This window comes from Mycobacterium sp. SVM_VP21, from assembly GCA_024758765.1.
Lineage (GTDB): Bacteria > Actinomycetota > Actinomycetes > Mycobacteriales > Mycobacteriaceae > Mycobacterium > Mycobacterium heraklionense_C.
The window spans coordinates 1,621,451-1,639,197 of sequence record CP101406.1; the positions used below are offsets into that span (position 1 = coordinate 1,621,451).

The window sequence follows — 17,747 nt, forward strand, 5'->3', positions numbered from 1 at the left end:
CTGCTGGCTCACATGGTAACGGCGCGAGGGTCAGGAACGAACTAACCGCGCAATCGCTGCCGAGGCTTCGGCGAGTTTCGCGTCGGCCTCCGCGCCGCCGGTCGCGACAGCCCCGCTGACGCAGTGCACCAGGTGTTCGTCGACCAGGTTCAGCGCCACGGACCGCAGTGCACTGTTGACTGCGCTGATCTGGGTGAGGACGTCGATGCAGTATTTGTCCTCTTCGATCATCTTGGCGATGCCACGCACCTGGCCCTCGATGCGGCGCATCCGTTTGGCGTAGTTGTCTTTGCGCGGGGAGTATCCCGGAGCATCGGTGGTCATGGCGCCCCCAACAGTTGGTTCATCTGGTTGATCTCGGCTTGCTGAAACGGCAGGAGCGATTGCGCGATACTGATCGCCTCTGGACTCTCGCCATGTTGAATCTCGTTCTGCGCCAGTGCGATCGCGCCACGCTGATGGGCGATCATGGTTTGCAACCACAGGGTGTCGAATGCCGGTCCACGCAGACTGCGCAGCTTGTCGATAGTGGCCTTCTCCACCATGCCGGGAATCTCACTGGCGTGGTCCCGGCCGGAATGACCGCCGGGGACCTCCCACTGCAACAGCTGCGCCTGACAACCCTGCAGTTCGGTGCGTTGCTGGGTCGCGGTCTGGTCGGCGAACGCCACCAGCGCCGGGTCGGCGCTCTGGCTGTACACCATGGCCGCCAGCTCCAAGGACTGCTGGTGGTGGGTCACCATGTCTTCCAGAAACCTCACGTCGGCGGGGCTGCCGGAGGCCATACCTGCCGCACTGGACGACGCTTCGGGCGCCGGAGTGGGCGCGTGGTGACAACCGCCGGCGGCCATGCTGACAGTGGCCGCGACGACGGCGGTAAGAACCGATCTCATGAACCCACTTTAGCGCATACCCCCTCGGGGTATTTATTCGTTTTGCCCGGTCCAGCCCTACCGGCATACTGAGCTGGTGAATTCTGGGAGCAGCAACGCCGCCGGGGCGTCCGTCGACATCAAACCACGCAGTCGTGACGTCACCGACGGCCTGGAGAAGACCGCCGCCCGCGGCATGTTGCGCGCCGTCGGCATGGGCGACGACGACTTCGCCAAGCCCCAGATCGGTGTGGCCTCGTCGTGGAACGAGATCACGCCCTGCAACCTATCGCTGGATCGGTTGGCCAAGGCAGCCAAAGAGGGCGTCCTGGAGTCCAGTGGTTACCCGCTGGAGTTCGGCACCATCTCGGTCTCCGACGGCATCTCGATGGGCCATGAGGGCATGCACTTCTCGCTGGTCTCGCGCGAGGTCATCGCCGACAGCGTCGAGACCGTGATGTGCGCCGAACGGTTGGACGGCTCGGTGTTGCTGGCCGGTTGCGACAAGTCGCTGCCAGGGATGCTGATGGCCGCAGCACGCCTGAACCTGGCCTCGGTCTTCCTCTATGCGGGCTCCACCATGCCGGGCTACGCCCAACTGTCCGACGGCACCGAGCGTGAGGTGACGATCATCGACGCCTTCGAGGCGGTCGGTGCCTGTTCCCGCGGGCTGATGTCTCAGGAGGACGTCGACATCATCGAGCGGTCGATCTGTCCCGGCGAAGGCGCCTGCGGCGGCATGTACACGGCCAACACGATGGCCAGCGCGGCTGAGGCGCTGGGCATGTCGCTTCCGGGCAGTGCCTCCCCGCCGGCGATCGACCGGCGCCGTGACGGGTATGCACGCGCCAGCGGCCAGGCCGTGGTGGAGTTGCTGCGCCGTGGCATCACCGCGCGCGACATCCTGACCAAGGAGGCTTTCGAGAACGCGATCGCGGTGGTGATGGCCTTCGGCGGATCGACCAACGCGGTGCTGCACCTGCTGGCGATCGCCCGCGAGGCCGAGGTGGACCTGACCTTGGCCGACTTCTCGCGAGTGGGCGCCAAGGTGCCGCACCTGGCGGACGTCAAGCCGTTCGGGGCGCACGTCATGTACGACATCGACAAGATCGGCGGGGTGCCGGTCATGCTCAAGACGTTGCTGGAAGCCGGTCTGCTGCACGGCGACTGCCTGACCGTAACCGGAAAGACGATGGCGGAGAACATCGCCGAGCTCAATCCCCCGGTGGTCGACGGCAAGGTGCTGCACGCCCTGACCAACCCGATCCACCCGACCGGGGGGATCACCATCCTGCACGGCTCGCTGGCCCCGGAGGGCGCCGTCGTCAAATCAGCCGGCTTCGACAGCGACGTCTTCGAGGGCACAGCAAGGGTTTTCGACGGCGAGCGGGCTGCGCTGGATGCCCTTGAAGACGGCACGATCAGCGCCGGCGACGCCGTGGTGATCCGCTACGAGGGCCCCAAGGGCGGGCCCGGGATGCGGGAGATGCTGGCGATCACCGGCGCCATCAAGGGCGCCGGACTGGGCAAGGACGTGCTGCTGCTGACCGATGGCCGGTTCTCCGGCGGCACCACCGGTCTGTGCGTCGGCCACATCGCCCCCGAAGCGGTGGACGGCGGGCCGGTCGCGTTCCTGCGTGACGGCGACAAGATCCGCCTCGACGTGGCCAACGCGACCCTGGACGTGGTGGCGGACCCGGACGAATTCGCCACCCGCGCCCAGGGTTTCACCCCGCCGCCGCCGCGTTACACCACCGGCGTGCTGGCCAAGTACCGCAAGCTGGTGGGCTCCGCCGCCATCGGCGCTGTCTGCGGCTAGCCGTCAGCGCTCAGCGAGACCCACCCGCCTGCGGGGGACTATTCGCGATGGGTTCGTCAGGCGTGCCGGGCTGACTCACCGCGCGCCCGCCTACCGAAGTAGGCGGCATTGAGGCCGAGGATCGTCAACAGCGCACCGGTGATCACGTTGGACCAGATCATCTCGGTGCTCGGCGTTCCGTGCATCAGGATCCAGGGCGACGCGATGAACCACACCCCGAAGACTGGCAGGGTCCACGCGAGCCCGTGCATGCGATCGAGCGCCGCCGCCATCCCGCACGCCAGGAAGGCGACGCAGAGCCCCACGACCAGGTTGGTGATGGTCAACCTGGTGGTCGCCTCGAATCCGACAATCCACGGGGACACCGCTCCGTAGACGGCCACCAGCAGCGTTAATCCGAAGGTTCCCTGAGCCGTCATGGACTCGGCGGCGCGTTCGTACCGTGCCCGTAGAGCTAACAGATCAGGGTGGTGTTCGATTGATGAATGGACTGTACTCATTTCGTGACCTTTCTGTTATGCAACAAGCGGTTTGGCGCCAGCTGCACCCATCCATCTGATGAAAGGTTACGCCCGGCCACTGTTTGCCAGCAACGAAAAATTCGCCGCCGAACGGCGCCCGACCACTGCTAGTCGACGACGGCTAAGGCGAAGCCGTCCCAGCCCTTGGTCCCGACTGTCTGCAGGGCGGCGGACCGCAGCCGCGGGTGTGTGCCCATTAGCTCCAACACGTCCCGGCTGCCGCGCGCCGTCGCGTCGTCGGAGCGCGGGTCCAGGATCGCGCCCTCCCGGATCACGTTGTCCACCACGATCACCGAGCCGGGACGGCATAGCCGCACGGCCCAATTCAGATAGCCGACGTTGTTCTCCTTATCAGCGTCGATGAACACCAGATCGAACGGCTCGCCGGTCACAGTCGGCAGGGTGTCCAGCGCGGCACCCACCAGAATCTGCACCCGATCACCGACGCCGGCACGGGCCAGATTGCCGCGAGCGACCTCGGCATGCTTGGGCTCGTACTCCAGCGTCACCACCGAGCCAGTCGGTCCGACGGCGCGCGCCAGCCAGATGGTGCTGTAGCCGCCCAGCGTGCCGATCTCCAGGATGCGGGTGGCCCGGGCTGCGGTCGCCAGCAGATTCAGGAACTTGCCTTGTTGTACCGAGACCGCGATGGGCGGAAGGCCGGCCTCATCGCTGGCGGCCAGCGCCGCGGTCAGTGCCGGGTCTTCTCCGGCGAACAGGTTGTCCAGCAGGGCATCAACATCACGGGGCGTGGGCTTTTCATTCACTTCATCCACGCTAGCCCGCGATCGCGATTCTGGCTCCCGATTTTTCTTTACCCCATACCCCTATGGGGTATATAGTCGGGGAACCCCGGAGCCTGCCGGGATGACAGAGGAAGGTGTGACACATGGCTAACTACGAGGATGGGACCGTGCTGACCTGCGGCCACGATGGCTGTGGATGCCGCGTTCGTATCGAGACTGCGTGCCACTGCTCCGGAGCGAACGTCAGCTATCGCTGCACCTGCGGCGACGAACTGGTTCCCGTCAGCAGCTGACGACAGACGGCGCCGGTGACGCACAACCTCGACTGTTGTGCGTCACCGGCGCCTGCTCTTGGTCTACACCACCTGGGGCCGTTTAGCAGGCTTCGGCACCAAGGGCATTCGGCAGGCCCGCATCGCACAGCGCAAGGACGTCGGTCGCGTCACGCAGTGCGTCAATGACACACCGCGCGGGGGAGGCAAAGACCTGCGGATAGTCGATCTCACCGAGAGACGTGTCAACGGGCCCCGCGAGCCTTTCCGCCCCGAGGGAGAACTGCCGCCAGCAAGTGTGATTTGGCGTAGCAGAGTCCAACGCGATGCTCGAGAACCTCGCTGGCGGTCAGCGTCACCCGGGGGTCTGCAACGTCGTAGGAGTGAGCGACCTCGTCTCGCACCCACTCGAATGCGGCCTGGGCGAATGACACATCATCGACCGCAGGCCGCCGTAATTCCCGAGCAAAGTTCCGGACAGTCGGCCCTTTGCACTGGACGAATTCGTCTTCTCCCAGATACGCCCCTGGTCCTGTGGCTTCAAGCACCGGGAAGGAATTCGTCACTCACTGACCCTAGCTAGATCCGAAGTCCGCCACTCCACGGGACGCTATCATGAGCGAAACCCATGGGTGAACCCGCCAACGCGTCATATCCTCAAACCACGACCACAAGAAAAGGAGAGGTCGGGATGAAACTACTCATCGCCGCTCTCGTGACAAGCATCGCAGCGGCACCGATTGCCAGTGCTGATGACCAATCACTCCTCGACCGTAACCAATCATTCCTCGACCGGGCTCACGAGCTTGGCGTGCCAAGTCAGTACGGCTTCCTTGGGCGTGCGGATGACAACAGCACTCTTGCTCAAGGATTGGGGGTTTGTCGTGGCCTCAGAGAGGGCATGACCCTTGAGCAGATGGAACCGAAGCCGTCTCTTAGCCCGATCCTCAACGCTTTTCCGACGTTTTATTCGGAGATTGCTCAGGCGGCACAGGAGAAACTTTGCCCTGACACCCTTGGTGTGCCCAGTGAAAGACCGAATACCTAACTAGTCGCCGGAACGCGCGTCTTCTCGACAGAAATCGTCGACGGCGCGTTGCCCGACATACCAACAGTCAGGCGGCCTTGCGAGGGCTAGCGAGGACGCTCCTCTGCCAATAAGGCTGCACGCGCCGGCCCAAAGTGTATTTCAAAAATATCCTTCAACCACGCCATAATCTCATTATCGTCAGCACTCATTCCGGGGGTCTTTAACTGATCGTGCGCATCGCTGAGACGAAGTATGGGTTGCCACGCCCTCGATTGGTTCGATAAACCGAACTCATTCGGTGCGTCGAGCGGCGCTAGCATGAAGTTCAAGCCACCATTTCGCGCAGACCAATAGAGCTGCAATTTGCAGTCAGGCCCTCGGTAGAAAATCGCCCATGCCCCACGATCAGCATATATGAGGTCGTCCAGCACTTCGTCCATCTCTAAACCTGCGCTGGAAAGCGTGCGGCTGAGGAATTGGTCCAGATCCATTGGTTTCATGGTCAGCCGCCTCCTCCGTACAGCCACACATTTTCGTATTGTTGATAGCCATATTGAGCGGCGTTTTCTTTCAGAAAATTTATCTCAGCAGCAGAGTACGACAACCTGTCCTCCACTGCCAGTTGCTCAACGCTTGTATAGCCCTCAGGAATTACGTATTCAATCCGCGGCACACCCTCTTCCATCTGAGCGCGGAGAAACTGTTTGTTTACTTGCCACGCCAGGCCTCGCTGCTGCGTATCGCCAAATCCGTTGGTCAGTGCGTGCCAGGCTCGGTCACCGGTATCGAAGTAGATGCCACCGTGTCCCCGGGCTTCGCCGATGTAGCCACCCTCCTGGCCGTCGAACTTACCCAGGACGACACGGACTGGGTCGTCGCCCACATAGTGGGTGGACATGTCAGCGACTTCCTCACTGAATCCGGCTGTCGGCCCTCCGTGCCTACTCGCGGAGTTGAGATCCATGGCCGAGTATTCCGCCCACGGATGGTAGGCGGCGGGAACGTCGAATCCGACATCTGCGTATGACGAAACCACCGGGCCTGTGTCGAGTACGCCGCGGCCGATCTCACCGAGCCCTGCCCGAATCGATGCGCCCTCCGCCCCAAATGGAAGCGTGACGGCGGCGGCACTGACATCGAAAGCCTTCTCGCCCAGGAAGTAGGCGGGACTGGGCGCGTTCAGGGCCTCCTTGACTTGGGCGACACCCGCGCCGACCGGGTTGAGGAAGGAGTCACCGAGCCCCTTGGCCAGGCCACCCCACGATTCCAGGACGCCGGGGGCGCCTGGTCCGCCCTGTCCGAGCAGGTTCTTGACGGCCCCCTCGGTGGCTCGCCAACGGTCCCCGAATGCATCACCGAACCCCAGCGGCGCCCGCCGCTGCGATTCGGGGGCAACGTAGCGCGGTAGCGACTGTTGGGCCTGCAGCACCGCGGCGTTGACGCGCGCTTCGATCTGATCGACGGGAACACCATCGTTGGTCATGACTTCTCGAGCCAAGACCTTGAAACTCTCCACATCGCCGGGGTTCAGCGTTGCCGGCACGTCGCGGCCGGCCTCGAAGCTGCGCACCACGACATCGGGGACATAGCCGTCCTTGACTTGCAGGTTGGTCAGCCCCGACTGCAGAGTCTTGGCATAGCCACTGCGGATGAGCGTGACGTTGGACAGCACGGTCCGCGTGTCGGCCATCGCACCGTCCCAACACTTTTCGATCAGGGCGTCGACGTCGTCACCGTGTAGTTGGTATCCCAGGTAATGGGTGTTGTAGTCAGCCAGATACTCGTCGTAGCCCTGCAGGTTGGCGTTGAGCGCTTCGATCTGCGCGCCGCAACTCTGCCGCGTCTGGGCTAGGGCGGCGGCGATGGCCTCCAAGTCGGCCGCGATCTGGCCGAGTTGCTGGTTGGTGGCGTGCAGGCCTTCCTTGACCCGTTGCACTTCGGCGCCGTTGTTGATCGGCTGCGCACCGTTCTCGCGGTTGTACTGCTCGAAGTGCCGTTGGGCGGTGCGGAAGGTCTCCTCGGCCGAGGTGACCGAACCGGCCGCCGAATGAAACGCCTGCGCCAGGAAGTTGATCTGAGTGGGACTTCCGGCCTGCACGCTGTCATCAACGGCCCAGGGGTCACCGCCCGCGGCAGCGACAAGCTCACCGAGCCCCAGATACTGCAGGCTCGGACGACTCACGGCGCACCCGCCCTACTCGCCATCGTCCGATCATGACCGACACCGCGCCGCAGCGCACGTCACCGCACACCCTCCTTGGCGAACACCACCCTCAGCACATATCCCAACTCCGGGCCCATCACCATTTCGGCCAGCTCGCAGAACGTCGCGACGAATTCCGGGCCGTGCGGCGGCCGAGCGTCACACAGGTGGTGCGCAATCTCATGCAGCACCACCAGTTCTCGCAACGCCCAGTCCACTCCGCGCTGATCCGGTACGGCGATAACACCTGCTGCACCATGCTTTTCGTAGTGCGCCGCCGTGGTTCCTCGGCGGGCACGCACGGCCAACCCGGAAGCATCCGGCCACCGAGCGCGCACCGGCGATAGTGCTATGACGTCGTCGACGTAGCGCCCGACGGCAGCTACCGAACCGAAACGGGCCTCGGGCGGCAATGTCAGCTCGGTGCCGAAGAACTCCACACTGCGCCTGCCGGTCTCGGCCGCGCGGTCGAACAAGGTGCGGACGAAGACCTCCGCGGCGTACACCTTGGCGCGCTGACCGTCGCGCTCTGCAGCGCCTTCACTCAATGTTCCAGCGCTCACCGCTCCAGCGCGGACCGCGCCACCGACAGCTCAGCGCTGTCGCCCAGCCGGGCGTTGCGCCCAGCCCGATCCCCGGCCCGTCGCGCCGCGGACGAATAGCCCGCCGACGCCCGGGTGGCCCGCCAGGTGCCCCGCGCCTTGGATGTACCGCGGTAGAAGTCGCGCAGTTCGAGCTCCTTGTTGCGCAACGCAATCGCGGTACCCGGCGGCCTGCTCCGATCCTTCTCGGCATCACGTCGGGTCTCGTCGCGGGCTTCGGACAGCCGCTGGCCGACGCGAGCGCCGAATGCCAGATGGAAGTTCAGCCGCGCGGTGATGGTGGGGGTGGGGCGGTGCTGGCCGGTGGCGATATAGGCGTCCGAGGCCCGGACCATCTGAACGACCAGGCTGGCGTAGAGGGCGTGGGTGGCGTCGATGTCCTCGGCGAACCCGTAGGCGTAGACGTAGGTCGAGTTGGTCGCCACGTCGCAGCGCACATCGTTGGCCGCCGCGATCCCCACGAACAGCTGCACATAGGTGCGTAACCCCCGGGCGCCGGGCTCTCCGATGGTGATGGTCCGCTGCACCGGCGCGGTGGCCGCTGTCCGGGTGGCCGAGTGCGCGCGAGCCACCGCCAGATCGATCGAGGTCGCGGTGGCCAGCCGTTGCGCCGCCGCCATGAACGCATCGGCTTCGTGGGCGTTGTCCGTGCCCTCGGCCTGACGCAACAGAGCGGCGATCCGCGCCAACATCTTGTCGTCGGTGCTCATGGCCGCCACGCTAACCGACGTCGGCGACAGCATGCCGACCGCAACTCACAGATGCGCGTCGATCCAGCCCACGACGTCGTCGAGCACCTGCGCACGCTCCGGCTCGTTGAATACCTCGTGGTAGAGCCCCGTATAGACGGTCAGCTGCACGTCGTCCGAACCGACGCACTCCACCAACCGCTTGCTGCCTTCGGCGGGCACCAAGCCGTCGTCGGCGCCATGCACCACCAGCAGCGGCACCGTGAGCGCCTGCGCCCGCGTCGGCATGGTCTCGCCGACCTTGATCAGCGCCCGCGCCACCCCAGCCGGCACCCGGCCATGGTGCACCAGTGGATCCTCGTTGTAGGCGACCACCACTGCCGGGTCGCGCGAGACCAAGGCACTGTCGAGTTTCTCCACCGGCAGGCTCGGCGCGATAGCCCCGACCGCCTTGGCCACGAACGCCAACCCCGGCGACACCGTGTCGGTCATGGCCACCGCGGGTCCCGACAGCACCATCAGCTGGTAGTCGTCGGGTCGGTCGACGCCGTAGCTGAACACGATCGCCCCGCCCATGCTGTGCCCGAGCACCACGCGCGGCACTCCGGGGTGTTCGCGGGCGGCGATACCCGCCAGCGTGTGGAAGTCACCGGTGTACTCCCCGATGTTGCGGCACAGCACTCGCTTGCCGCCCGAGCGACCGTGTCCGCGGTGGTCCAGCGCATAGGTCACCAAGCCCGCCGCACCGAAACGCTCCGCGACATGGTCGTAGCGACGGGCATGTTCGCCGAAGCCGTGGGACAGCACCACCACGGCGCGCGGCGGCACCTCCGGCGTCCAGGTGTCGTAGACGATCGGTACCGCCCGCACTCCATCGAAGGTTCGCTCGGTGCGGGTCCCAGAGCCAGGGGAAGCCATCAGGGCAGCGTAACGGGCAAAGTGCCCGCCCAGGTAACCTCGCCAGCCATGGGACGAGTCGAAGGCAAAGTTGCGCTGATCAGCGGCGGCGCGCGGGGCATGGGCGCGGCACACACCCGGGCGCTGGCCGCCGAGGGCGCCAAGATCGTGATCGCGGACGTCCTGGAGGACGAAGGCAGCAAACTCGCCGACGAGCTGGGGGCCGACACCGCCCGGTTCGTCCGCCTCGACGTCACCCAGTCCGACCAATGGCAAACGGCCGTGGCGACCACGGTCGATGCTTTCGGCAGCCTCAACGTGTTGGTGAACAACGCCGGGATCGCCAAGTACAACACCATGGAGAACTTCGACGTGGCCGCCTGGCAGCAGGTTCTCGACGTCAACCTGACCGGAACCATGCTGGGCATGCACGCCGCCGTCGCCCCGATGAAGGCCGCCGGCGGCGGCTCCATCATCAACATCTCCTCGGTCGAAGGGATGCGTGGCACCGCCGGCCTGTACGGCTACGTCGCCTCGAAGTGGGGCGTGCGCGGGCTGGCCAAGGCCGCCGCCGTGGAACTGGCACCGCACAACATCCGGATCAACAGCGTGTTGCCCGGACTGATCCGCACCCGGATGACCATCGCGATCGCCGATGACTCCCTGCAGATACCGCTCGGCCGCGGCGCCAAATCGGCGGAGGTGTCCACCGCCGTGGTGTTCCTGGCCTCCGACGAGTCCTCGTACATGACCGGGTCCGATCTGGTCATCGACGGAGGCCTGTCGGTGGGCATTCCACACAAGACCAACTAGGACAGCATTCTCCCAGCTAAGAGCACCCGTCGGGGCTGGTTTTGAAACGTGTTCTATGATGCCGGTCATGAAGACCAAGGGCGCATTGTTGTGGGAGCTGAACTCGCCGTGGCGGGTCGACGAGATCGAGCTGGGCGACCCGGTTGAAGGCGAAGTCCAGGTCCGGATGCACGCCGCCGGGATGTGCCACTCCGACTATCACCTGACCACCGGAGCCACCCCGATGGCCCTGCCCGCGCTGGGCGGGCACGAGGGCGCCGGCGTCATCACCAAGGTGGGCAAGGGCGTCACCGGCTTCGAAGAGGGCGACCACGTCGTGATGGCCTTCATCCCGGCCTGCGGCAACTGTCGGCCGTGCATGAAGGGCTTCCGTTCGCTGTGTGACCGCGGCGCGGTGCTGCTGGGCGGCAAGGCCATCGCCGACGGCACCAACCGGATCCACGCCGGTTCGCACGAAGTCTCGGCGATGAACCTGCTCGGCACGTTCTCGCCTTACATGACCGTGCACCAGGACTCCGTCGTCAAGATCGACAAGGATGTACCGTTCGAGACCGCGGCCATTATGGGTTGCGCGGTGCCGACCGGGTTCGGTTCGGCCACCAACGTCGCCGAGGTCAAGCCCGGTGAGACCGTGATCATCATCGGTGTCGGGGGTATCGGCATGAGCGCCCTGCAGGGCGCGGTGCTTTCCGGCGCCCGCCGCGTCATCGCGATCGACCCGGTGCCGTTCAAGCGTGACCAGGCCGTCAAGTTCGGCGCCACCCACGTCTACCCGTCGATGGCCGAGGCGATCATGCCGGTCATGGAGGAGACCTGGGGCCTGATGGCCGACAAGGTGATCATCGCCGTCGGCGACATGAAGGGCGAGTACATCGAAGAGGCGCTGATCCTGACCGCCAAGACCGGAACCTGCGTGGTCACCGGCATGGGCTCGATGGTCGACGCGGACGTCAAGCTGAACCTGTTCTTGTTCACCATGTTGCAGAAGACGTTGAAGGGCAACATCTTCGGCGGCGGCAGCTCGCACATCGAGACGCCCAAGCTGGTGGGGCTGTACAAGTCCGGGCTGCTCAAGATCGACGAGATGATCACCACGACTTACAAGCTCGAGGACATCAACACCGGCTACCAGGACATGGTCGACGGCAAGAACATCCGTGGCGTCATCACCTACGACGAGTCGGACTGGTAGCCAATTACTTCGCCTCACGCGACAGCCGGCAGCCGGTGTAGCCGGAGACCACCAGGTTGCCGCGGTAGCCGACCTTGATGAAAAGGCCGGTGGGACCGTGGAAGCCGACGTCGTGATTGCCCGGCTGGTTCTGCATCACCTGCACTTCGGTGGCATCCAGCTTGGCGGCCGCCGACTTGGCGGCCTCTTCGAGCTTGGCCCAGGCCTGCTCTGACACCGGGACATTCCGGGCAACCGCGTCCGGCAGGAAGTAGCGCTTACCGTCGGTTTGCTCGTATGGCCGCTCGCAATTTCCGCCATCTCCCTCGTCCAGGGTCTCCCAGCCGATGGACGGGATGAGTTGTTTTGCGGCGGCGGTTATTTCATTGATCGTGGCGGTTATCTGGGTTTGAGTGTCCTCAAACGACGGCAACGACTTGAGCACGGCCAAGGCCTCGGCGGCGACGCTGGGCGCAGTGGGTTCATACGGTCGGGACAGGTGGCATCCCGCGATGGGCACGACGGCCGATACCGCGGCGACCAGTAACCCTCGGCATAGTCCACCGCGGATCGGCCCGAAATTCGTCATCGACCAGTACCTTCCGTATCGCGGCGCGGGCTGCACCGAGGCTACTGGACGCGACCAGCAGATCTGCTCACAATGGCGCGCTAGCCTTGGAGACTATGACGGCCCTGCTCGATGTGCGACGGGCTGCCGATCGCGCAGTCACCCAAGCGCCGTGGCTCACCTCGCGGCATTCGTTCTCGTTCAACGATTACTACGATCCGACTAACACCCATCACGGACTGCTGCTGGTAAACAACGAAGACGTCGTCGCGCCCGGCGCCGGCTTTGATACCCACCCCCACCGCGACGCCGAGATCGTCACCTGGGTGCTGTCCGGCGCGCTGAGCCATCGCGATTCGATCGGCAATGCAGGCGTCATCCATCCCGGCCTGGCGCAACGGATGTCGGCGGGCACCGGCATTCTGCATTCGGAGAAGAACGAATCTAGCAGCGAGCCAGTGCATTTCATTCAGATGTGGATCATGCCGGACATCCCGGGGCGCACTCCCGGCTACCAGCAGCACGACATCGGCGATGCCCTGGCGGGCGGTGGGCTGATCACCGTCGCCTCGGGCAGTGCCCCGGACGCCGCGATCAGCATCGGCAATGCGGGCGCGACGCTGTACGTCGCGCGACTGCAGCCCGGAGACCATGTCGGACTACCTGACTCGCCGTATGCCCACCTGTTCGTCGCGATCGGCCATGTCGATCTCGAGGGCGCCGGCGCGCTGCACACCGGCGACGCGGTCCGCTGCATCGGCGTCGGCGGTCAACGCCTTACCGCGTCCGCCCCGTCGGAGGTCCTGATCTGGGACATGCGCAGCCGACTCGGTGAATGATCGCTGGCCATAACCGATCCGCCACCGACGCAGCACAATCCGGTCACGCAGGTTGTCTCGGCGGTTTCGGTGGCTACCGTAGGAATTTGATATCTCCCCCAGTCCGGAGCCGAAGGGACAAACAGTGTCGACTCCAGTGGCTCTGGCGCGCCGGCTGGCGGCTGGCTGCGCCGCGGTGCTGCTCTGCGCAAGCCTGGCGATCGGCCCGGGCCAGCCGACCGCGCATGCCGCCGCCCAAGACCAGTTGGCCGCCGCTATCGCGCGGACACCGGGCTCCTATCTGGTGTACAACTTCGGGAGCGGGCATCCCACACCGCTGCTCAACGCCGCCGGCGACTGGTATGAGATGTCCGGGGGTGGGCATCTGGTGGTCCTCAAGTCGGCCTCGCAGCGCATCGAGCCGCACCTACTGGTCGACAGCCATAGCGGCGCTCAGGGCCGCTGCGAACGCGATCCACGGGCCCGCACCAGCGAGGGGCTGATGCAGGCCTCCGAGCTCTACACCCCGCTGCAGGCCTGGCAGATGCTGGGGCGGCCGACGGTGGCGATCAACGCCAACTTCTTCGACATCCGCGGCCAGCGAGGGGGATCCTGGCGAACCACCAAGTGCAGTTCCCCGCTGGGGGCTTACGTCGACAACACCCGCGGCAACGGCCGGGCCAACGTCGCCGTCACCGGCACCGTCCCCTACGCCGGCAAGCAAGGGCTGTCCGGCGGCAACGAGCACTGGTCGACGCTGACCACGATGATCCTGCCGACTCGCGGCGCACCTTATGTGTTGTGGCCGCGCGGCGGACGCGACGGTGGGGACTACGACGCGGCCGGGCCGACGATCACCGGTCTGGTGGAACGCGGGGACCGGTTCGTCGCGGTGAGCGGACTGGGACTGCTGGCCCCGGGCGTCACCGGGCAACTCAACGACGGCGGGCCGAGCGCGGCACGCACCGCCGTGGGCTATTCGCGAGCCAAAGACGAGCTGTACATCTTCCAGGGCGGCCACTACACACCCGACAACATGCAGGATCTGTTCCGCGGCCTGGCCAGCGACCACGCCATCCTGCTCGACGGCGGTTCGTCGTCGGCTGTGGTGCTGCGCCGCGACGCCGGCGGCATGTGGACCGGCGCCGGCGTGCCCCGCGGATCCTGTGACACCGCACAGGTACTGTGCGACGCGCACGAACGCGGGCTGCCCAGCTGGCTCGGATTCAATTAACCGCAGGCCGCCGGCATCGGCTAGGGCATCTCAACCTTGGCTGCCAGCCAACGACCCTTCACCTTCTCCATGGTGATCACGATCCGGCTGCGGTCGATCTGCGCCTGGGGGGCGGTCTTGTTGCTCACCGACTGATCGACGAACAGCAGCACCTCAACCTGGTTCTTGGTGGCGGATTTGACCGCCGAGTCGATGACGGTACCGTGCGCGGACGCTTTGTTGTCGATCAGCAGTTGGCGCAGTTGTTCACTGGACGCGCTGTAGACGTCCTTGAACTCGCCGGTGGCTCCGTCCAGGATTTCGGCAAAGTTCTTGTCGATCGCGTTGGGGTCCACACTGGTGAGCACCAGGGTGTACTTCTCGGCAGCTTCCAGTGCCTGCGCGGCGGCCACCGTGCGCTGGTGGTGGGCGAACAGCAGCCAGCCCTCGTAGGTCGCTCCGATCAGGCCCAGCGCCAGCACCGCCGCGGCGATCCAGCGCCGATTCGGTTTCAGGGCGCCGGTGCGTCCCTCGAGCCCAGCGGCTTCGCCGGCGGTCTCGTCAGCGGCTACCGGCTCGGCGGACTCAGCCGACTCGGTTTCGGCGGCCTCGGTTTCGGCGGCCTCGACCGCCGGTTCGACGTGGTCGGCCGCTTGTTCGTCCTCACGGTCCGACACCTGAACTACCTCTCCTGGTCCGCTACTGGGGGCCGGTCGGCCGCAGCGTCCCCGAACCTACCCCAACCCGCGCCTGCGAGTTCTTACTCGATAGCCGCGACCTGCAGCGCCCGGCTTCGCCGCGCTTGCAATCGCCGCTTAGGTGCAGGCCCTGGAATTCCGCAGGGCGTTGGCCCATCCGATTGCGGAGTCGATGTGTGGCCGGGCGAAACCGGCCGGCTGCTTCTTGCGCATGCTGTCGGCGATACGGGACAGCTGGAACAGCACGCCGGTCAGCTGTTCCCCGCCGTAGATCGGCGAGTACGGGCCGAAGTTGTCCGGGGTGTTGCGGATGGTCAGCGGCTGCAGTCGGGGCCCCAAGAAGCCCGTCGATCGGTCGATGTTGGCCACCACGGCATCCGCCTGTGATTGCACGCCCGCGTAGACATCGCGGCGGTCTGCAAGGCTGCGGTTGAAGTCGTCGATCTGTCCCATCAGTGGGTCGAATTGCGCGTTGAACCACTGGCACGAATCCGACATGCCGCCGATCATCTCGGGCGTCACCTGATAGGTGAAGGTGCTGTACGGCCAGATGTCCATGCGCGGAGACCAGTCGGTGGGCGCGGGGGTGAACCCCGGAAGCCGCGGCGGATCGGGGTCGGCCACGGCGGAACCCGGTGCGAACACTCCGGCGACCGCCATCGCACACGCGACTGTGGCAGCGATCTGGGTCCACCCTGCCCGCTTCGGCACCGCCCCGATCTCCTTCCACGTCTCGCGCTTGTCCCGGTCGAGTATCGCCATCGACGCCCGCACGAGGATGCCAAAACCACGAAAACGCGTGCTACTGGCCGGTAACTCCGCCATAACCGGAGTCATGTTGCCTGAAGCGCCCTTGCCGGGGCATTGTGTCCGACATCATGTCCGGATGAAAGGTCGCGGCGAGACCCCATGAGCTCATCCCCCTTGGTAGCCATGCGTATCCTTTTTATCTACCCACCAGTTGGTCCGAGAAGTTCCGAACCCTACCGCGGAGTACGAACGCTGACTATGGTGGCCGCCATGGATCATCTGCCGCACCCGCGAACGGCAACCTCAGGTGATCTCACGACCACGATCGGCGACAAATGACCACCCAGGACGACCGCGACCTCGCCGCCGAGCCTGCGCTCGACGGAGTGGCAGCCATCCAGGACTGGACCGCCGGTTATGTCAACCGCCACCCGCTGGCCTCGCTGACCACCGTCGGCGAACAGTGCGTCCTGGCGGTGCGCACCGTGCAGTACTTCTTCTCCGACCTGTTCGGCGGCCGATTCCAATGGGGCGAGTTCGTCCGGCAGAGCGCCTTCATGGCCAACACCGCTGTGCTGCCGACGGTTTTGGTCGCATTGCCGATCGGGGTCACGCTCTCCATTCAGTTCGCGCTGCTGGCCAACCAGGTCGGCGCCACCTCACTGGCCGGCGCGGCTGCCGGGCTCGCTGTCATCCGGCAGGCTGCCTCGCTGGTGGCGGCCATGCTGATGGCCGCCGCGGTCGGGTCGGCCATCACCGCCGACCTGGGTTCGCGAACCATGCGCGAGGAGACCGACGCCATGGAGGTGATGGGCGTCTCGGTGATCCGTCGGCTGGTGGTCCCCCGCTTCGCCGCGGCCATCATGATCGGCGTAGCGCTGACCGGAATCACCTGCTTCGTAGGCTTTTTGGCCAGCTACCTGTTCAACGTGTATTTCCAGAAGGGCGCGCCCGGCAGTTTCGTGGCCACGTTCTCCTCGTTCGCCACCACCGGCGACATGATCGTCGCGCTGATCAAGGCCGTGGTCTACGGCGCGATCGTCGCGGTGGTGTCCTGCCAGAAGGGACTGTCCACCCGCGGCGGTCCGGCCGGCGTCGCCAACTCGGTGAACGCTTCGGTGGTCGAGTCGATCCTGGTTCTGATGATCGTCAATGTCGGCATCAGCGAGCTCTATAACGTGCTCTACCCACGGACGGGGCTGTGAGATGACCGCGTCGTCCTATGTCCCGGCATTCGCGCGCCCGCTGCTGCGCGCCTACCGGATGGCGTCCGAGCCGACCATCCGCTTGGGACACATGCTGGTGTTCTTCGGCCGCGCCGCGGCCGGTGTTCCGACCGTGCTACGTCACTACCGCAAGGAGTTTCTGCGGTTGCTCTCCGACATCGCCTGGGGCAACGGCTCCATCGTGGTGGGTGGCGGCACCGCTGGGGTGGCGATCGTCCTGGGCTTCACCGCCGGTGCGCTGGTGGCGATCGAGGGCTACAACTTTCTGAATCTGCTGGGGCTGGGGCCCGCGACCGGCATCATCTCATCACTGGTCAACACCCGCGAGCTGGCACCGATCATGGCCTCGATGGCGTTCGCGATGCAGGCCGGTTGCCGCTTCACCGCGCAGCTCGGCGCCATGCGAATCGCCGAGGAGATCGACGCCCTCGATTCGATCGCGATCCGGCCCATTCCGTTCCTGGTCACCACCCGACTGCTGGCCGCGACCATCGCGGTGATCCCGCTCTACGTGGCCTGTCTGGCGATCACCTACCTGACCTGCCAGCTGGTCACCGGCATCATCGGCGGCGGCTCCATCGGCCCGTACACGCACTACTTCACAATGATGTTGAGCGGCAAGGACATCGTCTACTCCGTGCTCAAGTGCGTGGTGTTCGTGTGGCTGGCCTCTACCGTGCAGTGCTACTACGGCTTCTACGCCTCCGGCGGACCCGAAGGCGTCGGGGTGGCCTCCGGCCGGGCCATGCGGGCTTCCATCACGATCGTGATCATGGTCAACATGCTGCTGACGATGGCGCTGTGGAGCATCGACGCCGGCGCAAGGTTCGGTGGCTGAC

Annotated in this window: 21 protein-coding genes; 9 read left to right on the forward strand and 12 right to left on the reverse strand. The window is 65.4% G+C overall.

Going from position 1 to position 17,747, the window contains the following annotated elements; genetic code table 11:
• Positions 1-30: 30 nt before the first annotated feature.
• Both NM962_07755 and NM962_07760 read right to left on the reverse strand, forming a co-directional pair.
• Positions 31-324, reverse strand: a complete 294-nt coding sequence (locus tag NM962_07755) for a metal-sensitive transcriptional regulator (protein ID UVO13945.1) — start codon at positions 322-324, stop codon at positions 31-33.
• The gene (locus NM962_07760) at positions 321-893 is read right to left on the reverse strand and encodes a DUF305 domain-containing protein (GenBank protein UVO13946.1); all 573 of its coding nucleotides are present in this window, start codon (positions 891-893) and stop codon (positions 321-323) included. Before NM962_07760 ends, NM962_07755 begins: the two co-directional genes overlap by 4 nt.
• A gap of 73 nt (positions 894-966) precedes the next feature.
• Between NM962_07760 and ilvD the strand changes: the two genes are divergently transcribed.
• Positions 967-2,691, forward strand: coding sequence for a dihydroxy-acid dehydratase (gene ilvD, locus NM962_07765; protein UVO14603.1), 1,725 nt, complete (start codon positions 967-969; stop codon positions 2,689-2,691).
• Positions 2,692-2,747: 56 nt separating this feature from the next.
• Here ilvD and NM962_07770 read toward each other — a convergent pair whose 3' ends face one another.
• On the reverse strand, positions 2,748-3,191 hold the full coding sequence (locus NM962_07770) for an SPW repeat protein (protein UVO13947.1): 444 nt from the start codon (positions 3,189-3,191) through the stop codon (positions 2,748-2,750).
• 128 nt (positions 3,192-3,319) lie between these two features.
• The gene (locus NM962_07775) at positions 3,320-3,979 is read right to left on the reverse strand and encodes an O-methyltransferase (GenBank protein ID UVO13948.1); all 660 of its coding nucleotides are present in this window, start codon (positions 3,977-3,979) and stop codon (positions 3,320-3,322) included.
• A gap of 122 nt (positions 3,980-4,101) precedes the next feature.
• Here NM962_07775 and NM962_07780 point away from each other — a divergent pair, with 122 nt between their 5' ends.
• Both NM962_07780 and NM962_07785 read left to right on the forward strand, forming a co-directional pair.
• Positions 4,102-4,251, forward strand: coding sequence for a metallothionein (locus NM962_07780; protein ID UVO13949.1), 150 nt, complete (start codon positions 4,102-4,104; stop codon positions 4,249-4,251).
• A gap of 670 nt (positions 4,252-4,921) precedes the next feature.
• Entirely contained in the window at positions 4,922-5,278 is a 357-nt protein-coding gene (locus NM962_07785; protein ID UVO13950.1) for a DUF732 domain-containing protein, read from the forward strand.
• A gap of 86 nt (positions 5,279-5,364) precedes the next feature.
• On the opposite strand, the gene NM962_07790 is transcribed toward NM962_07785, so the two are convergent.
• From NM962_07790 to NM962_07810, 5 genes are read right to left on the reverse strand one after another with little or no spacing between them, the layout of a single operon-like run.
• Entirely contained in the window at positions 5,365-5,751 is a 387-nt protein-coding gene (locus NM962_07790) for a hypothetical protein (GenBank protein ID UVO13951.1), read from the reverse strand.
• 11 nt (positions 5,752-5,762) lie between these two features.
• Positions 5,763-7,442 carry a hypothetical protein gene (locus NM962_07795; GenBank protein ID UVO13952.1) on the reverse strand — a complete coding sequence of 560 codons (1,680 nt, stop codon included), beginning with the start codon at positions 7,440-7,442 and terminating at the stop codon, positions 5,763-5,765.
• Positions 7,443-7,501: 59 nt separating this feature from the next.
• Entirely contained in the window at positions 7,502-8,011 is a 510-nt protein-coding gene (locus tag NM962_07800; protein ID UVO14604.1) for a TIGR04338 family metallohydrolase, read from the reverse strand.
• 11 nt (positions 8,012-8,022) lie between these two features.
• A complete protein-coding gene (locus NM962_07805; protein ID UVO13953.1) occupies positions 8,023-8,775 on the reverse strand; it encodes a DUF2786 domain-containing protein in 753 nt (250 codons plus the stop codon).
• Positions 8,776-8,820: 45 nt separating this feature from the next.
• Complete coding sequence (locus NM962_07810; GenBank protein ID UVO13954.1) at positions 8,821-9,672, reverse strand: lysophospholipase; 852 nt, start codon at positions 9,670-9,672, stop codon at positions 8,821-8,823.
• 48 nt (positions 9,673-9,720) lie between these two features.
• Between NM962_07810 and NM962_07815 the strand changes: the two genes are divergently transcribed.
• Entirely contained in the window at positions 9,721-10,464 is a 744-nt protein-coding gene (locus NM962_07815; GenBank protein UVO13955.1) for a glucose 1-dehydrogenase, read from the forward strand.
• Between the two features lie 67 nt (positions 10,465-10,531).
• Positions 10,532-11,656 (forward strand): NDMA-dependent alcohol dehydrogenase, encoded by a 1,125-nt coding sequence (locus NM962_07820; protein UVO13956.1) that lies wholly within the window; start codon positions 10,532-10,534, stop codon positions 11,654-11,656.
• Between the two features lie 4 nt (positions 11,657-11,660).
• Here NM962_07820 and NM962_07825 read toward each other — a convergent pair whose 3' ends face one another.
• Entirely contained in the window at positions 11,661-12,224 is a 564-nt protein-coding gene (locus NM962_07825; protein UVO13957.1) for an LppA family lipoprotein, read from the reverse strand.
• Positions 12,225-12,319: 95 nt separating this feature from the next.
• On the opposite strand from NM962_07825, the gene NM962_07830 reads away from it, so the two are divergent.
• On the forward strand, positions 12,320-13,042 hold the full coding sequence (locus NM962_07830) for a pirin family protein (protein UVO13958.1): 723 nt from the start codon (positions 12,320-12,322) through the stop codon (positions 13,040-13,042).
• A 124-nt stretch (positions 13,043-13,166) separates the two neighbouring features.
• Positions 13,167-14,255 carry a phosphodiester glycosidase family protein gene (locus tag NM962_07835; protein ID UVO13959.1) on the forward strand — a complete coding sequence of 363 codons (1,089 nt, stop codon included), beginning with the start codon at positions 13,167-13,169 and terminating at the stop codon, positions 14,253-14,255.
• Positions 14,256-14,275: 20 nt separating this feature from the next.
• Here the strand turns inward: NM962_07835 and NM962_07840 are convergent, their stop codons facing one another.
• On the reverse strand, positions 14,276-14,911 hold the full coding sequence (locus NM962_07840) for an Mce protein (GenBank protein UVO13960.1): 636 nt from the start codon (positions 14,909-14,911) through the stop codon (positions 14,276-14,278).
• Positions 14,912-15,049: 138 nt separating this feature from the next.
• Positions 15,050-15,592 carry a hypothetical protein gene (locus NM962_07845; GenBank protein ID UVO14605.1) on the reverse strand — a complete coding sequence of 181 codons (543 nt, stop codon included), beginning with the start codon at positions 15,590-15,592 and terminating at the stop codon, positions 15,050-15,052.
• Positions 15,593-16,017: 425 nt separating this feature from the next.
• Here NM962_07845 and NM962_07850 point away from each other — a divergent pair, with 425 nt between their 5' ends.
• Entirely contained in the window at positions 16,018-16,887 is an 870-nt protein-coding gene (locus NM962_07850) for an ABC transporter permease (GenBank protein ID UVO13961.1), read from the forward strand.
• 1 nt (position 16,888) lies between these two features.
• Entirely contained in the window at positions 16,889-17,746 is an 858-nt protein-coding gene (locus tag NM962_07855) for an ABC transporter permease (protein UVO13962.1), read from the forward strand.
• Position 17,747: the final 1 nt, after the last annotated feature.

What these genes read in the sequence shown, in the direction of transcription:
- NM962_07755 (UVO13945.1), bottom strand. Translation starts at nt 324, where the DNA reads ATGACCACCGATGCTCCGGGATACTCCCCGCGCAAAGACAACTACGCC.
- NM962_07855 (UVO13962.1), top strand. Translation starts at nt 16,889, where the DNA reads ATGACCGCGTCGTCCTATGTCCCGGCATTCGCGCGCCCGCTGCTGCGC.
- NM962_07760 (UVO13946.1), bottom strand. Translation starts at nt 893, where the DNA reads ATGAGATCGGTTCTTACCGCCGTCGTCGCGGCCACTGTCAGCATGGCC.
- NM962_07815 (UVO13955.1), top strand. Translation starts at nt 9,721, where the DNA reads ATGGGACGAGTCGAAGGCAAAGTTGCGCTGATCAGCGGCGGCGCGCGG.
- NM962_07770 (UVO13947.1), bottom strand. Translation starts at nt 3,191, where the DNA reads ATGAGTACAGTCCATTCATCAATCGAACACCACCCTGATCTGTTAGCT.
- NM962_07820 (UVO13956.1), top strand. Translation starts at nt 10,532, where the DNA reads ATGAAGACCAAGGGCGCATTGTTGTGGGAGCTGAACTCGCCGTGGCGG.
- NM962_07845 (UVO14605.1), bottom strand. Translation starts at nt 15,592, where the DNA reads ATGGCGGTCGCCGGAGTGTTCGCACCGGGTTCCGCCGTGGCCGACCCC.
- NM962_07825 (UVO13957.1), bottom strand. Translation starts at nt 12,224, where the DNA reads ATGACGAATTTCGGGCCGATCCGCGGTGGACTATGCCGAGGGTTACTG.
- NM962_07810 (UVO13954.1), bottom strand. Translation starts at nt 9,672, where the DNA reads ATGGCTTCCCCTGGCTCTGGGACCCGCACCGAGCGAACCTTCGATGGA.
- NM962_07830 (UVO13958.1), top strand. Translation starts at nt 12,320, where the DNA reads ATGACGGCCCTGCTCGATGTGCGACGGGCTGCCGATCGCGCAGTCACC.
- NM962_07780 (UVO13949.1), top strand. Translation starts at nt 4,102, where the DNA reads ATGGCTAACTACGAGGATGGGACCGTGCTGACCTGCGGCCACGATGGC.
- NM962_07790 (UVO13951.1), bottom strand. Translation starts at nt 5,751, where the DNA reads ATGGATCTGGACCAATTCCTCAGCCGCACGCTTTCCAGCGCAGGTTTA.
- NM962_07850 (UVO13961.1), top strand. Translation starts at nt 16,018, where the DNA reads ATGACCACCCAGGACGACCGCGACCTCGCCGCCGAGCCTGCGCTCGAC.
- NM962_07805 (UVO13953.1), bottom strand. Translation starts at nt 8,775, where the DNA reads ATGAGCACCGACGACAAGATGTTGGCGCGGATCGCCGCTCTGTTGCGT.
- NM962_07785 (UVO13950.1), top strand. Translation starts at nt 4,922, where the DNA reads ATGAAACTACTCATCGCCGCTCTCGTGACAAGCATCGCAGCGGCACCG.